A 14,728-nucleotide genomic window follows, 5' to 3' on the forward strand; every position below is an offset into this window, starting at 1 on the left:
GAATTCTGTTTGTTCGGTGTCAGACCGGCAGCGCGATGCCGTCATGGCCGGGGTCGGCGCCGCCATCGAGCCTGTCGCCGCCGATCCGGATGCCATGCACGGCTGCGAAACCGAACGTGTAGGGGCTGCGGATCACCTGGTAGCCGTCGGCTTCGAGTTGGTTGGTGACGCCGTGGATGATGCGGTTCGACACATCGATGGCGTTGCTCGTGGCCGAGAAACGCGGCGCGCTGACCGCCTCGGTCATGGTCATGTTGAAATCGAGCACGTTGAGAATGGCCTGCAGCACACCCATGGCGATCTGCGTCGCGCCGGGCGCACCGATCACCAGATAAGGTTTTCCGGCGTGGAAGACGATCGACGGCACGACCGACGTGAAGCGCGCCTTGCCCGGCGCGATTGAGCCGGCGCGGCCCGGACGCGGATCGAATACGCCCATGCAGCCATTGTAGAAGAAACCCATGCCGTCGGTGATGACGCCGGACGGCATGCCGAGCGAGTGCGTCATGGTCACGCAATTGCCGTCGCGATCGACCACCGACACATGCGTGGTGTCCTTCGATGGCATGCCGGAATTGAAACGCGGCACGTTGCCTTTGACGTGCGCCTTGATTTCGCCTGCCATTCCCGCGGCGTACTCCTTCGACGTCAGTTTCTCGACTGGAATATCGAGAAAATCGGGATCGCCCAGGAAACGATCCTTGTCGGCGGTCGCGCGCTTCATCGCCTCGCAGACCACACGCAGATATTCGGCGCTGTTGTGCCCGAGCGCCGAGAGGTCAAAATGCTCAAGCACGTTGAGCATCTCGAGCAGCATGACGCCGCCGCCGGGAGGATTGTTGGTCGTCACTTCATAGCCGCGATACTGCCCGCGCAGCGGCTCGCACCATCGCGGCTGATAATTTGCAAGATCATCCGCGGTGATGAGACCGCCATTGGCCTTCATATCGGCGGCGATGCGCTGCGCCAGTTCGCCGCGATAGAAGACGTCGGAGCCGCCCTCGGCGATCATGTGCAGCGTCTGCGCGTAATCCGGATTGTGGACGACATCGCCGACGCGCTTGTAGGTTCCGTCCTCGCGGCAATAGAGCTTGCGGCCGGAAGCCGTAAACGAGAGCCGATCGATTCCCGAGGCGCGATCCATGATGCCGGGATCGGACCAGAAAAATTCAACGTGGGGGCGCACCATCCAGCCGCGCTCAGCCCATGCAATCGCCGGCGCGACGATGTCCCGCCACGGCAACACGCCGAATCTGGAATGCGCCTCGTAATACGCCTTCAGCGCTGCAGGCACGCAGATCGACTGATAGCCGAGATCGTTGACCTTGCCGCGCAGGATGAAGCCATAGCCGTCGCGCGCTTCACCCTCGATCAGATCGGCCCACATGTCGGGGCGCGCAGCGGCCGGCGCCGGTGCGTGGAAATCGAGATACTGGTGGAAGCCCTGTCCGGGGAAATAGATGCCGGCGCTGCCGAAACCGGCGATGCCGGTCATCAACGGATCGACCACGCCCTGAACCAGCGCGCAGGCAATCGCAGCGTCGATGGCGTTTCCGCCCGCCTGCAGGATGTCCGCACCGGCCTCCGCCGCTTCGGCCTGCGCCGCGACGATCATCGCCTTCCCTTTCGGCATGCTTTCTCCCATGAGATGTCTTGTGGTTACGCCGCTGCAAAGGCGGACCGGGCCGCCGCACTGCGCAGGCTGATAGGCCTGATTTGACAGATCGCATTCATGCCTGTCCAATACCAATCAAGCTGCTATTGATGCTTTTTATGGTAACAAAGGAAGGCCGCCGTCGCGGCCGTTGCGCGATGGTCCGTCCCCTGCTTCCAGCCAAAATCCCTTACTTTCTTGCGGTCGGTGAAACGCTGAACTTCCGCAAGGCCGCCGAGAAGCTCGGGATCGCCCAGCCGGCGCTCAGCCGCAGCATTCGGGATTTTGAGCACCAGTTAGGCTTTACGCTCTTCGAGCGATCGACCCGACGCGTCGTGCTGACGCCTGCCGGAGAGGTGCTCTATCGCGAAAGCGCTGACGCGATGCAGCGCCTGGCCCGCGCCACAGTGCATGCGGAACGCGTTGCCCAGGGCCTGAGCGGCACGGTCAGCGTCGGTTACTCGACCTTTGCCGCGACCGGCCCGATGTCCGATATCATCATCGAATTCCGCAAACGCCACCCACAGGCACAGGTCGGCCTGCGCCTGCTCGCGTCATCTGAACAGGCTGCGGCATTCGACGAGGGAGCGCTCGATCTCGGGTTCATGATGTCGAATGTCGTCGTGCCGCCACAGCAGACAATTCCGATCTCGCGCGAACGGCTGGTCGCGCTGGTCCCGACAAGCCATGCCTGGGCGGCAAACCGCGCGATCTCGCTGCGAGCCCTGTCCACCGCTCCGCTGGTGATCGGCAGCGTCCGGCGGTGGCGCGGTTTCCGTGCGCTCATCAACGGGCTGATGGCGGACCGCGGGCTCTCCCTGACAATTGCAGAGGAAGCCGACGACGTGCCCGTGCTGCTGCAACTGGTGCGATCGGGATTCGGCTGCACGATTCTCGATGCATCTTTTATCCCGACCCTGCCTCCGGGGATCGCGGCGCTGGAGATCGAAGACGCGACCGCGACCCTCGATATCTCGCTGGTGTGGCGCGAGGATCATCTGTCGCCGCTGGCGGCACGTTTCATCGATGTCGCGAAAGCATCCATGGCGTCGCGGCAGGAGGCGCCGCGACGGCGCACGCGCCAGAGCAGAAAATAATCGCAGCGCGCGATCAGCCCTTGCCGGCCATGTAAGCCGGCAGCCAGTTCTCAAAGCCCGCCTTGAGCGACACCACCGAAACCGGTGCCTCGCCTTCGACGGCGATGTCATGGCCGCCGGTCTTGCCGATCACATGGCACGGCACGCCGACCGCCTTCAGCTTGCTCAGCACCGTCAGCAACTGCTCTTCCTGTACGGTGATGACGTAGCGCGCCTGATCTTCGCCGAACCACCACGCATGCGGCACGGTCTCTTCCGGCGGCGCATCGAGGATGGCGCCGATGCCGCTGGCCATCGCCATTTCGGTCAACGCCACCAGCAAGCCGCCATCCGCAACATCGTGAACAGCGGTTGCGGTGCCGCCCCTGATCATGCCGCGCACCACGTCGCCGTTGCGCTTCTCGATATTGAGATCGACCGGCGGCGGTGCACCCTCTTCCTTGCCGCAGATGTCGCGCAGATAGACCGACTGGCCGAGCCAGCCCTGCGTATCGCCGATCAGCAGGATGGCCTCATTCTCGGCCTTGAACGCCAGCGTCGCCGACTTGGTGAAGTCATCCAGCAACCCGACGCCGCCGATCGACGGCGTCGGCAGGATGCCGCGGCCGTTGGTTTCGTTGTAGAGCGAGACGTTGCCGGACACGACCGGGAAATCCAGCGTGCGGCAGGCTTCCGCGATGCCCTTCAGGCAACCAACGAACTGGCCCATGATCTCGGGCCGCTCAGGATTGCCGAAATTGAGATTGTCGGTGATCGCGAGCGGACGCCCGCCCACCGCTGTGATGTTGCGCCAGGCTTCCGCCACCGCCTGCTTGCCGCCCTCGAACGGATCGGCCTCGCAATAGCGCGGCGTCACATCGCAGGTCAGCGCAAGCCCCTTCGGTCCGTCCTGCACGCGCACCACCGCGGCATCGCCGCCGGGGCGCTGCATCGTGTTTCCGCCGATCACGTGATCGTACTGCTCCCACACCCAGCGCTTCGAGCACAGTTCGGGGGTCGCAATCAGCTTGGACAGCGCGTCTGAAATCGAAACCGGCGGCTTGACGTCGCGCGCGTGAATGACGGGCAATTGCGGCGACGGCACATGCGGACGATCGTAGAGCGGCGCTTCCGATTCCAGTTCCTTGATCGGCAGATCGGCCATCACGTCGCCGCCATGCTTGACGACGAAACGCTGGGTCGGCGTGGTGTAGCCGACGATGGCGAAGTCCAGTCCCCACTTCTTGAAGATCGCTTCGGCCTGCTTTTCCTTTTCGGGCTTCAGCACCATGAGCATGCGCTCTTGCGACTCCGAAAGCATCATCTCATAGGCGCTCATGCCGGTTTCACGCGTCGGCACCGCGTTGAGATCAAGTTCGACACCGAGGTCGCCCTTCGCGCCCATCTCGACCGCGGAGCAGGTGAGACCCGCCGCGCCCATGTCCTGAATCGCGATGACGCAATCCGCTTCCATGATCTCGAGGCACGCCTCGAGCAGCAGCTTTTCGGCGAACGGATCGCCGACCTGCACGGTCGGGCGCTTCTCCGCGCTATCGTCGTCGAACTCGGCGGACGCCATGGTGGCACCATGAATGCCGTCGCGGCCGGTCTTGGAGCCGAGATAGACGATCGGCATGTTCACGCCGGACGCCGCCGCGTAGAAAATCTTGTCGGCCTCCGCGAGGCCCACCGCCATCGCGTTGACGAGAATGTTGCCGTCATAGCGGGTGTGGAAACGCGTCTGCCCGCCGACCGTCGGCACGCCGAACGAGTTGCCGTAACCGCCGACGCCCGCGACGACGCCCGATACGAGATGGCGTGTCTTCGGATGGCTCGGGTCGCCGAAGCTCAGTGCATTGAGGCACGCGATCGGCCGCGCACCCATGGTGAACACGTCGCGCAGGATGCCGCCGACGCCGGTGGTCGCGCCCTGATACGGCTCGATGTAGCTGGGGTGGTTGTGGCTCTCCATCTTGAAGACAACCGCGAGGCCATCGCCGATGTCGATGACGCCCGCGTTCTCGCCCGGGCCCTGAATGACCCACGGCGCCTTGGTCGGCAGGCCGCGCAGATGGATGCGCGAGGACTTGTAGGAACAGTGCTCGTTCCACATCGCCGAGAAGATGCCGAGTTCCGTGAACGTCGGCACCCGGCCGATCAGCTTCAGGATGCGCTCGTATTCGTCCGGCTTGAGACCGTGGCTGGCGACGAGATCGGGGGTGATCTGGGGTTCGTTCCTGATCGTCAAGGTGACGTCGCTCCGGGTCAAATGCTTCGGCGTCCCTCCGGGTAACCAGAGGGGTCGGATAAGGCGGAATAGGCGTGATTCCGGGCCTCTTTGTGCACGGCAGCCCGGCCTGCGGCAAGCATCAGATAGGGAGAAATCCCGGCTAAAAAACCCCCGGTTGCGGGCCTGCCCCATGAGGTTCTAAGAGAGGCTCCACAGGGCCTGGTGGCCGCTTCTGAAGGATCCCGCGGCATCTTGGACGACATTGTGCAGAAAACCCCACGCCCCCGTCCCGACCTCCTGATCGCCACTGAGGGCGAGTTCGCCGGATGGCGGACCTGGAGCCGCGACAGCTTCGAGTCCAACAACGGGCCGTTCTGGCACCGCTTCGAGGACGACGGGACCGTCCGCTGCGCGTTTCGCGTCGAGAAGAAACACCTCAACGGCATGCGCAATGTCCATGGCGGCTGCTACATGACGTTCGCCGACTATTGCCTGTTTGCCTTCGCTGCCCGCGAGCTTGAAGCTCCGGCGGTGACGGTGGCGTTCGCGTGTGAGTTTCTGGACGCCGCCAAGGAAGGCGACCTGATCGAAGCCGTCGGCGGCATCACCCGCGCGGGCGGCTCGCTGATCTTCCTGCGCGGCACACTCGTCACCGGCGACCGGCCGCTGTTCACGTTCTCCGGCACAATCAAACGGATGAAGAAGAAGGCGTAAGGCGATAAGAGCGCGGAATTAAGCCGCGCTCTTCAGATGCGCCACCAGGCCAGCGAACAGACCGCGGCCGTCGGTGTTGCCCATGATGTCTTCGACGTGGTTTTCCGGATGCGGCATCATGCCGAGCACGTTGCCCTTGTCGCTGACAATGCCGGCGATAGACGCCGCAGCGCCGTTGATGTTGTGGGTGTCGCCGACTTCGCCTGAAGCGCTGCAATAGCGGTAGAGCACCCGGCCCTCGCCTTCGAGACGACGGATGGTATCTTCATCGGCGGCGTAGTTGCCTTCGCCATGCGCCACCGGCACGCGGATCACCTGCCCGGCATTGTAACCGCGTGTAAACGGCGTATCGGAACGTTCGACGCGCAGATGCACGTCGCGGCAGATGAACTTGAGCTGCGCGTTGCGCATCAGGACGCCCGGCAGCAGGCCCGACTCGCAGAGAATCTGGAAACCGTTGCAAACGCCGAGCACGAGGCCGCCATTGGCCGCATAGGCGCGGACGGCGTCCATGATCGGCGCACGCGCCGCGATAGCTCCGCAGCGCAGGTAATCGCCGTAGGAGAATCCGCCGGGGACCACCACCAGATCGGTGCCCTTCGGCAAAGCGGTGTCGGCATGCCAGACCATCGCGGAGTCGTTGCCGGACGCGAGCTTGAGCGCGCGCGCCATGTCGCGTTCGCGATTGATGCCGGGAAAGACGAGAACGGCTGATTTCATCGGTCGCCTAGCCCGAGATCTCGACGCGATAATTCTCGATCACCGTATTCGCGAGCAGCTTGTCAGCCGCTTCCCTGAGCGCGGCTTCGGCCTTCGCCTTGTCCGCGCCGGCGACTTCGATGTCGAACACCTTGCCCTGCCGCACGCTGGCGATGCCATCGACGCCGAGCGATTTCAGCGCCCCTTCGATGGCCTTGCCCTGCGGATCGAGAATGCCGTTCTTCAATGTGACGGTAACGCGCGCCTTCATATCGCTTCCAGTTTTCTGAAACGTCACCCTGAGGCGCGAGGGCAAAGCCCGAGCCTCGAAGGGCGACGTTTTTTAGAGGCCATCCTTCGAGGCTCGCCGCAAAAGCGGCTCGCACCTCAGGATGACGGAATCAGCTCTTCACAAGCACCGGGCCGGAGCCCGCGGGACGATCATTCTCGATCAGGATGCCGAGACGCTTGGCGACTTCGGTGTAGGCCTCAAGCAGCCCACCGAGATCGCGGCGGAAACGGTCCTTGTCCATCTTCTCGTTCGACTTGATGTCCCACAGCCGGCACGAGTCCGGGGAGATTTCGTCGGCGACGATGATGCGCATCATGTCGTTCTCGAACAGCCGTCCGCATTCCATCTTGAAATCCACAAGACGGATGCCGACGCCGAGGAAAAGCCCGGTCAGGAAGTCGTTGACGCGGATGGCGAGCGCCATCATGTCGTCGATTTCCTGCGGCGTGGCCCAACCGAACGCGGTGATGTGCTCTTCGGACACCATCGGATCGCCGAGTTGATCGTTCTTGTAATAGAACTCGATGATCGAGCGCGGCAGCTGCGTGCCTTCCTCGATGCCGAGGCGCTGCGACAATGAACCAGCTGCGACGTTGCGCACCACAACCTCGAGCGGCACGATCTCGACCTCACGGATCAACTGCTCGCGCATGTTGAGCCGCTTGATAAAATGGGTCGGCACGCCGATGTCGTTCAGATGCTGGAAGACGTACTCCGAGATCCGGTTGTTGAGGACACCCTTGCCCTCAATGATCTGGTGTTTCTTGGCATTGAACGCAGTGGCGTCGTCCTTGAAATGCTGAATCAGGGTTCCAGGCTCAGGCCCTTCGTAAAGGGTCTTGCCTTTGCCTTCGTAAATGCGACGCCGACGGCTCATAGGGATGTACCGTGTTCTGTTGAAGTCCATGAATGGAGTGCTCCGGGTGATTTACGCGACCCACGGCGGAGCTGCCGTGAAGTCCGGAATCGTGAAACAAACCGCGAACCGGACTCATCGGCAACCTAACCGATTGATGTGACGGATACAACGCAACGAAAGGCGTTTTACCCGCTTCCTGCGACTTCTCGGACGTTGCTTTGAGGGGGGCCGAACCCATATATGCTGGGTCCCGCCGCCAATCTCCTCGCGGCATCAAATTCAGCTTACGGAACAGATATATGTCCACTTTCGACAAGCGCCAGGAAGGCTTCGAGAAGAAGTTCGCCCTCGACGAGGAACAAAAGTTCAAGGCGGAAGCCCGCCGGAACAAGTTGCTGGGCCTGTGGGCCGCCGAAAAGCTGGGCAAGACCGGTGACGACGCCGCAGCCTACTCCAAGGAGGTCGTGGCGGCCGATTTCGAGGAGGCCGGCGATACCGACGTGCTTCGCAAGGTCGCAGCCGACCTCGCCAGCAAGGGCGTGTCGGAGGCCGACGTCCGCAAGAAGATGGACGAACTGGTGGCGGTCGCCGTCGCCCAGATCAAGGCCGGTCAGTAATTCTAGCGAGTTGAAACGAAAACGCCGCGCGATCCGATCGCGCGGCGTTTTGTTTTGCAGAGCTGATTACTTCAGCGCGTCCTGAACCTTCGCAATGCCTGCGAGGACACAGACTTCGTCCTTGTCGCCGCCGGGCGCGCCGGACGCGCCCACCGCTCCGATCGTTTCATTGCCCACCTTGATTGGCGCAGCGCCGCCGGCCCCAACAACGCCGGGAATTTGAAGCAGGTACGCAGTTTCCGGTTTCGCCGTCAGTTTCTGGAATTCCAGCGAAGTCTGGCCGCGCGTGCGTGAAGTGTAGGCCTTCAGGCGGCTGAATTCCATGGTGTGAGGATTGGTGCCGTCCCCTCGTACTTGTGCAGCCACATTGCCGGCCTTGTCCACCACCGTGACGGACACCTTGTAGCCGTCCTTGGTGCACTGCTCCATCGTGCCCTGGATGATGGCCATGGCCATCGCCATCGAGACATTCTTCTCAACCTGCGGCGCCTGCGCGTGTGCCGGACCGGCAAGAATGATCGCAGCCGTCGTCAGTGCTGCGAGACCGAGTGAACGCATATTGAATCCTCCCTGATTTTATTGGTTCGTGACAATCATCGTGAGCAACAACATTGTCTAGCGCGCTTTAATCCCGCGGCAGAACAAGAATCGATGTTGCGGAAGCGAAGAGCGCTAGGCGCCCGCAAGCCGGTCAAGTTGCGCGGCAAGGTCGGTATCCACGTCCTCTGCATTGATCAGGCAAACGCGATATCCCCGCGCCGCGAGCCATTCGCTCCGTGCCGCGCGGTCCCGCGCAATCACGTCGGTCTCGTTGGCGTTGACGAGCTCAACGGCGATCCGTTTCGTGAATGAGACGAAATCCGGGATGTGCCGCCCCACCGGCGTCTGCCGCTTGAAGTGGGATGCGAAGCGGCGGTCCGTGGTCAGGGCCTGCCACAGGATGCGCTCGGCATCGGTCGGATTCCGCCGCAGCAGGCGCGCAAGTCCCCGCACCGTGCCGCTATCGGACGATGCGCGTCCGTCGGAGTGCTCGGCCAGCAGCGCGCGCAGCCGCGTCGCTTCATTGCCGTCGAGAACCCCGCCCTTTGCGGGGCCTTTGCGGCCTTCCGCGATGGCCATCACCACGCCGTGCAAGGTGTGCATGTCCTGCTTGGTCGGCTCCATCCGCGTGAAGATGTTACGCATGTTGACCAGCATGGTGTCGCGCTTTTCTGGCGGGCGCAGGAATTCGACCTTGTCGAGTTCGTTCACGAGGTTGTCGAAGAACGCCTGAATCTGATGGTTCGAGGCTCGCTCTGAACGCTCCGGCATATCGAACGGTAGCGTGTTGGCCGTGGCGAGCTTGAACCATTCGTAGCCCATCAGCAGAACGGCCTGAGCGAGGTTCAGCGAGGCAAAACCCGGATTGACCGGAAACGTGACAATGCGGTTGGCGAGCGCGACCTCGTCGTTCTGTAAGCCGTAACGCTCGCGCCCGAACATGATGGCCGCCGTGCCGCTCGCCATGGTTTCCCCGACGATCTGGCGGGCGGCCTCCTCCGGACCGACCACCGGCTTGGCCTGATCATGCGCCCGCGCCGTGGTCGCAAACAGCAGCGAGCAGTCGGCCACCGCCGCCTCGACGGTGTCGAACAGTTCGACTTTATCGAGAATGTGATCGGCGCCCGCGGCCGCGCGCTGGGCGGCCATGTTCGGCCAGCCGTCGCGCGGATTGACAATGCGCAGCCGCGTCAGCCCGAAATTGCCCATGGCGCGCGCGCACATGCCGATGTTTTCGCCAAGCTGCGGCTCGACCAGAACCACCACGGGTCCGGCCAATTCCTTTCGCGTCTTGGTTTTGTCGGTGCCTGAACCGGTCATGACCTCTGCTTTTGATATTTTCGCTGCGCCCTGCCGTAACGCAGTTGAGGCTGAACAGGTCAAGACATTTTTCAGAATGGTGAAAATTCCGGCAGAGTTCACCGCAATGCGGCCATGCTGAAAATTGCGGGCTCGGCTTTGAATTTTCACCGCCGATTGGGGTAGCGTGCTGTCAGGGGTGACCCATGGCTCAGACGGATAACGACGCCGCCGCCGGCGGCCCTACCCCACAGCGGGCGGCTCCCCTGACATCTGGCCCGCCTCCGGAGCGCTCACCTGTGAGTGCCATGCTGCGCCGGCTGGCGATCCCAATCGCGTGCCTGATTGCCGCGGCGATCTTTGTGACACTGGCGACGCTGCGCTGGGACGCCTGGGTCGGCAACGCCGTGACCCAGACCACGAACGACGCTTACGTTCGCGCCCAGACGACGCAGCTCAGCAGCCGCGTCGCCGGCGAGGTGATCAAGGTCGCCGCGAGCGACTATCAGCGTGTCAAGGCCGGTGATCTGCTCGTCGAGATCGATCCGGCGGACTATGAAGCGCAGGTCGCGCAGGCCGAAGCCGCCGTGACAGGCGCACAGGCTGCCCTCGACAATCTCGCCAATCAGGTCGAGCTCCAATACGCCACCATCGCGCAATCCGAAGCCCAGCGCGCCTCAGCGGAAGCTTTCCAGGTCGAGGCACAACAGGAGCTGGATCGCCAGCAGTCGCTGATCCAGAGTTCGTCAGGCACTCGCCAGAGGCTGGAACAGGCGACCGCGGCGCTTGCCAAGGCGGAGGCGGATGTCCGCGCCAGCCGGGCGGCGATCGCCGCCCAGCGGCATCAGCTCGACGTTCTCGCCGGAACGAAAAAGCAGCGCGCCGCCGACGTTCTCGCCGCTCAGGCGGCGCTGAAGGCCGCGCGCCTGAAGCTCGGCTACACCCGGATCGTGGCGCCGTTCGACGGCGTGGTGGGGGCACGGCAGGTTCAGCCGGGAGACTACGTCAACATCGGCAGCAACCTGTTCAACATTGTTCCGCTCCCGAACGTCTACGTCATCGCGAACTACAAGGAGACGCAACTCACCCGCGTGAAGGCCGGCCAACCGGTCGAGATCACCATCGATACCTTCCCCGACGAGAAGCTGCGCGGCCACGTCGCGCGCATCTCCCCGGCGAGCGGATCGCAGTTCGCGTTGCTGCCACCCGACAACGCCACCGGCAATTTCACCAAGGTCGCGCAACGAATTCCGCTGCGGATCGAATTCGACAAGGGCCAGCCGCTGCTCGAACGTCTGTTGCCGGGCATGTCGGCGGTCACGCGGATCAATACCGAGGGCACGGTTGCCCCCTCGAATGCCGGAGCCAAAGCCGGTGACGGAAGCTAAAATCATCGCCAGCGGGCCGGTCTCGGTCGGCCAGGCCGTTCACTATCCGCTGCTCGCCGTGATCGCCGTGCTGCTCGGCTCGTCGATGGCGAATATCGACAGCCGGATGTTCTCGATCGGGCTGCCCGATCTCAAGGGAGCCTTTTCGCTCAGTTACGATGAAGGGGCGTGGCTGAGCACGGCGTCAACCGCGTCGCAGATTTTCATCGCGCCCGCGGTGGCGTGGCTGGCCACGGTGTTTGGCCTGCGCCGTATCCTCGGCATCCCGAGTCTCGTGTTCGCTCTGATCTCGCTGATTCTGCCATTTGTCCGCGATTACCAGACACTTCTTGCACTCACCATCCTCCACGGCCTGCTGCTCGGCACCTTCGTGCCGGCCACGCTATTGATCATTTTCCGCAACCTGCCGATGCAATGGTGGCTGGTGGCGATCGGGATCTACGCTCTGCGCGTCGGCTTTTCGCTCAACTTCGGTCCCGCGCTGGTGGGCTTCTATGTTGATCACCTCGGCTGGCAGTGGCTGTACTGGCAGGACGCGATCATTGCAGTGCTGATGGCGTTACTGGTTTACTTCGGTGCCCCGCGCGACCCGATCAACCGGAAGCTGCTCGAAACCGCGGACTGGGGCGGCATGCTGCTGCTCGGAACCGGCATTGCCATGGTCTATGCCGGCCTCGATCAGGGCAACCGGCTGGACTGGCTCAATTCCGGAACCGTTGTGGCGCTGCTCGGCTGCGGCGTTTTTTTGGTGGTGGCGTTTTTCATCAACGAAGCGCTGGTTCAGGATCCGTGGGCCCACGCGAACGTGCTGCTGTCGCGCAATATCGGCTTCGCTCTGGTCGTGATCCTGCTCTACACCCTGACCAGTCTTTCGAATTCGTCGCTGGTGCCGAATTTCCTCTCCACCGTGGCGCAGCTTCGGCCCGAGCAGACCGGCCGCCTGCTTCTGATCTACGGCGTTTTGCCCATGGCGGTGCTGTTCCCCCTCTCGATCTGGCTGCTGCGGCGATTCGACGTGAGGATCGTGCTGGTGATCGGTCTGATCACCTTCGCCGCTGCCGCCCTGCTCGGGATTCAGGTCACGCACGCCTGGCGATTAGCCGACTTCGTTCCCATCGTACTGCTGCAATCAGTCGGCCAGACATTCACGCTTTTCCCGATCATCATCATCGCGCTCTCCAATTCCGATCCGACCCGGGCGACGGCATTCGCCGCCTACATCCAGATCATGCGGCTGGGCGGCGCGGAGTTCGGTATCGCGCTGATGGGCACGTGGCTGCGGGTGCGCGAACAGATCCACTCCAACCTCCTCGGGCAGCACGTCACCCACGCCACGGATCAAGTGCAGCGCTTTCTCGCTCACCTGTCGGGCTATTTCGCCGGCCATGGCGCCGCAACGGCCCCCGCGCGCAGCGTCGGAACGCTGGCCGGCGTTGTTCAACGTGAGGCAAACGTACTCGCCTATATCGACGCCTTCTGGCTGACCTTCGGATTCGCGATCGCTGGGCTGCTTGTCACCGCACTGATCACCAAGTCTCCGCCGGGACCCTTCACGCCGGGCGCAAGAGCCCAATAGCGTGCTCCGCTCCGCGACATCGGCCCGCCTTTCAAGCCAAAGTCCCAGGACTCGGATTCGGGCGATGAAGATAATTGAATCAAGCTATCACCATGCGGATTCAGGCTGCGAAGGCTTTGAATCACCTTCTGAAGGCTTTGATTCAACCCGTGAAGGAATTGATTCAAGAACCGAAGAGACTGATTCAAGTTCCAGCGCACCGCCCTGAAATTACCCTTATAAATCAATGCGGTTAGCGAATCGTTTGAATCTCATGCGACACGCGAGACAGTACTGCGGGAGAGTCGCCGTCCCCCGAATCGGGCAGCCCGGAAGTGCCGGGCACTTTCGCCTCTGAGCGGTTTCCGGCGAGCGGGCAGATGCCCAAGTATTTGTCGTGAAACGGCTCCAGATTTGTTCGTCAGAGCAAATCCAGGCGGGCATGCCAGAAAGTCTCAGGTGCGTTGCCTTCCAGCCCGCGAAGGCGGGTGCTATAGCCTCGCTACGGAACCGGTTGCGGTTTCTCTCGCCCTCTCCGCCCCCAATGTTAAGGCCCGATCCCCCATGGCAAAAATCAAGGTGACCAACCCCGTCGTCGAACTCGATGGCGACGAGATGACCCGGATCATCTGGCAGTACATCAAGGACAAGCTGATCAACCCGTTCCTTGATGTGAATCTCGAATACTACGACCTTGGGATGGAGTACCGCGACAAGACCAACGATCAGGTCACGATCGACGCGGCCAACGCGATCAAGAAGCACGGCGTCGGCGTCAAGTGCGCCACCATCACGCCGGACGAAGCGCGCGTGAAGGAATTCGGCCTCAAGGAAATGTGGAAATCGCCGAACGGCACCATCCGCAACATCCTCGGCGGCGTGATTTTCCGCGAACCGATCATCTGCAAGAACGTGCCGCGTCTGGTTCCCGGCTGGACCAAGCCGATCATCATTGGCCGCCACGCTTTCGGCGACCAGTATCGCGCAACCGACTTCAAGTTTCCCGGCAAGGGCACGCTGACGATGAAATTCGTCGGCGAAGACGGCACGGTCATCGAGAAGGAAGTGTTCAAGTCGCCAGACTCCGGCGTCGCCATGGGTATGTACAACCTCGACGATTCCATTCGCGATTTTGCACGCGCCTCGATGAACTACGGTCTGTCGCGCGGCTATCCGGTGTACCTGTCGACCAAGAACACCATCCTCAAGGTCTACGACGGACGCTTCAAGGATATCTTCCAGGAGATCTACGACACCGAGTTCAAGAAGGACTTCGAAGCCAAGGGCCTCACCTACGAACATCGTCTGATCGACGACATGGTCGCTTCGGCGCTGAAGTGGTCCGGTGGCTACGTCTGGGCCTGCAAGAACTACGACGGCGACGTGCAGTCCGACACCGTCGCGCAGGGCTACGGCTCGCTGGGCCTCATGACCTCTGTGCTGCTGACGCCGGACGGTAAGGTCGTCGAAGCCGAAGCCGCCCACGGTACCGTGACCCGCCACTACCGCGAGCACCAGAAGGGCAAGGAAACCTCGACCAACTCGATCGCGTCGATCTTCGCCTGGACGCAAGGCCTCGCCCACCGCGCCAAGCTCGACAATAACGCGGAACTGGCGAAATTCGCCAAGACGCTGGAGAAGGTCTGCGTCGATACCGTCGAAAGCGGTTTCATGACCAAGGATCTGGCGCTGCTGGTCGGCGCGGATCAGCGCTGGCTGTCCACCACCGGCTTCCTCGACAAGGTGGCGGAAAACCTCACCAAGGCGATGGCCGCCTGAGGCGCAGCAAGCTAAAATTCATACGT

General features: G+C 62.5%; 14 protein-coding genes. 7 read left to right on the forward strand and 7 right to left on the reverse strand.

What is annotated here, in order from left to right; translation table 11 throughout:
* Nucleotides 1-19: 19 nt before the first annotated feature.
* Nucleotides 20-1,633, reverse strand: coding sequence for a gamma-glutamyltransferase (gene ggt / locus BN32_RS19510; protein WP_040427328.1), 1,614 nt, complete (start codon nt 1,631-1,633; stop codon nt 20-22).
* A 140-nt stretch (nt 1,634-1,773) separates the two neighbouring features.
* On the opposite strand from ggt, the gene BN32_RS19515 reads away from it, so the two are divergent.
* Complete coding sequence (locus tag BN32_RS19515; RefSeq protein ID WP_244438216.1) at nt 1,774-2,751, forward strand: LysR family transcriptional regulator; 978 nt, start codon at nt 1,774-1,776, stop codon at nt 2,749-2,751.
* A gap of 13 nt (nt 2,752-2,764) precedes the next feature.
* Here BN32_RS19515 and purL read toward each other — a convergent pair whose 3' ends face one another.
* Nucleotides 2,765-4,978, reverse strand: a complete 2,214-nt coding sequence (gene purL, locus BN32_RS19520) for a phosphoribosylformylglycinamidine synthase subunit PurL (protein WP_019196326.1) — start codon at nt 4,976-4,978, stop codon at nt 2,765-2,767.
* Between the two features lie 234 nt (nt 4,979-5,212).
* Between purL and BN32_RS19525 the strand changes: the two genes are divergently transcribed.
* Nucleotides 5,213-5,674, forward strand: a complete 462-nt coding sequence (locus BN32_RS19525) for a PaaI family thioesterase (protein WP_019196325.1) — start codon at nt 5,213-5,215, stop codon at nt 5,672-5,674.
* 18 nt (nt 5,675-5,692) lie between these two features.
* Here the strand turns inward: BN32_RS19525 and purQ are convergent, their stop codons facing one another.
* From purQ to purC, 3 genes are all read right to left on the reverse strand, one after another.
* Entirely contained in the window at nt 5,693-6,394 is a 702-nt protein-coding gene (gene purQ / locus BN32_RS19530) for a phosphoribosylformylglycinamidine synthase subunit PurQ (RefSeq protein ID WP_019196324.1), read from the reverse strand.
* A gap of 7 nt (nt 6,395-6,401) precedes the next feature.
* Entirely contained in the window at nt 6,402-6,644 is a 243-nt protein-coding gene (gene purS, locus BN32_RS19535; RefSeq protein WP_019196323.1) for a phosphoribosylformylglycinamidine synthase subunit PurS, read from the reverse strand.
* A gap of 130 nt (nt 6,645-6,774) precedes the next feature.
* Nucleotides 6,775-7,542 (reverse strand): phosphoribosylaminoimidazolesuccinocarboxamide synthase, encoded by a 768-nt coding sequence (gene purC, locus BN32_RS19540; RefSeq protein ID WP_019196322.1) that lies wholly within the window; start codon nt 7,540-7,542, stop codon nt 6,775-6,777.
* 281 nt (nt 7,543-7,823) lie between these two features.
* Between purC and BN32_RS19545 the strand changes: the two genes are divergently transcribed.
* Complete coding sequence (locus tag BN32_RS19545; RefSeq protein WP_019196321.1) at nt 7,824-8,141, forward strand: DUF1476 domain-containing protein; 318 nt, start codon at nt 7,824-7,826, stop codon at nt 8,139-8,141.
* Nucleotides 8,142-8,207: 66 nt separating this feature from the next.
* Here the strand turns inward: BN32_RS19545 and BN32_RS19550 are convergent, their stop codons facing one another.
* Entirely contained in the window at nt 8,208-8,699 is a 492-nt protein-coding gene (locus tag BN32_RS19550) for a GlcG/HbpS family heme-binding protein (RefSeq protein ID WP_019196320.1), read from the reverse strand.
* Between the two features lie 114 nt (nt 8,700-8,813).
* On the reverse strand, nt 8,814-10,001 hold the full coding sequence (locus tag BN32_RS19555; RefSeq protein ID WP_019196319.1) for a TrmJ/YjtD family RNA methyltransferase: 1,188 nt from the start codon (nt 9,999-10,001) through the stop codon (nt 8,814-8,816).
* A gap of 185 nt (nt 10,002-10,186) precedes the next feature.
* On the opposite strand from BN32_RS19555, the gene BN32_RS19560 reads away from it, so the two are divergent.
* The 4 genes from BN32_RS19560 (at nt 10,187) to BN32_RS19570 (ending at nt 14,702) form a co-directional block, all read left to right on the forward strand.
* A complete protein-coding gene (locus BN32_RS19560; protein ID WP_082773411.1) occupies nt 10,187-11,368 on the forward strand; it encodes an HlyD family secretion protein in 1,182 nt (393 codons plus the stop codon).
* Entirely contained in the window at nt 11,355-12,944 is a 1,590-nt protein-coding gene (locus BN32_RS19565) for an MFS transporter (RefSeq protein ID WP_040427335.1), read from the forward strand. The genes BN32_RS19560 and BN32_RS19565 overlap by 14 nt, the downstream gene beginning before the upstream one ends.
* A gap of 64 nt (nt 12,945-13,008) precedes the next feature.
* A complete protein-coding gene (locus BN32_RS26950) occupies nt 13,009-13,152 on the forward strand; it encodes a hypothetical protein (protein ID WP_156449386.1) in 144 nt (47 codons plus the stop codon).
* 335 nt (nt 13,153-13,487) lie between these two features.
* On the forward strand, nt 13,488-14,702 hold the full coding sequence (locus BN32_RS19570; RefSeq protein ID WP_019196316.1) for an NADP-dependent isocitrate dehydrogenase: 1,215 nt from the start codon (nt 13,488-13,490) through the stop codon (nt 14,700-14,702).
* Nucleotides 14,703-14,728 lie beyond the last annotated feature (26 nt).

It is taken from the genome of Afipia birgiae 34632 (assembly GCF_000308295.2).
In the GTDB taxonomy this organism is placed as follows: Bacteria; Pseudomonadota; Alphaproteobacteria; order Rhizobiales; family Xanthobacteraceae; genus Afipia; species Afipia birgiae.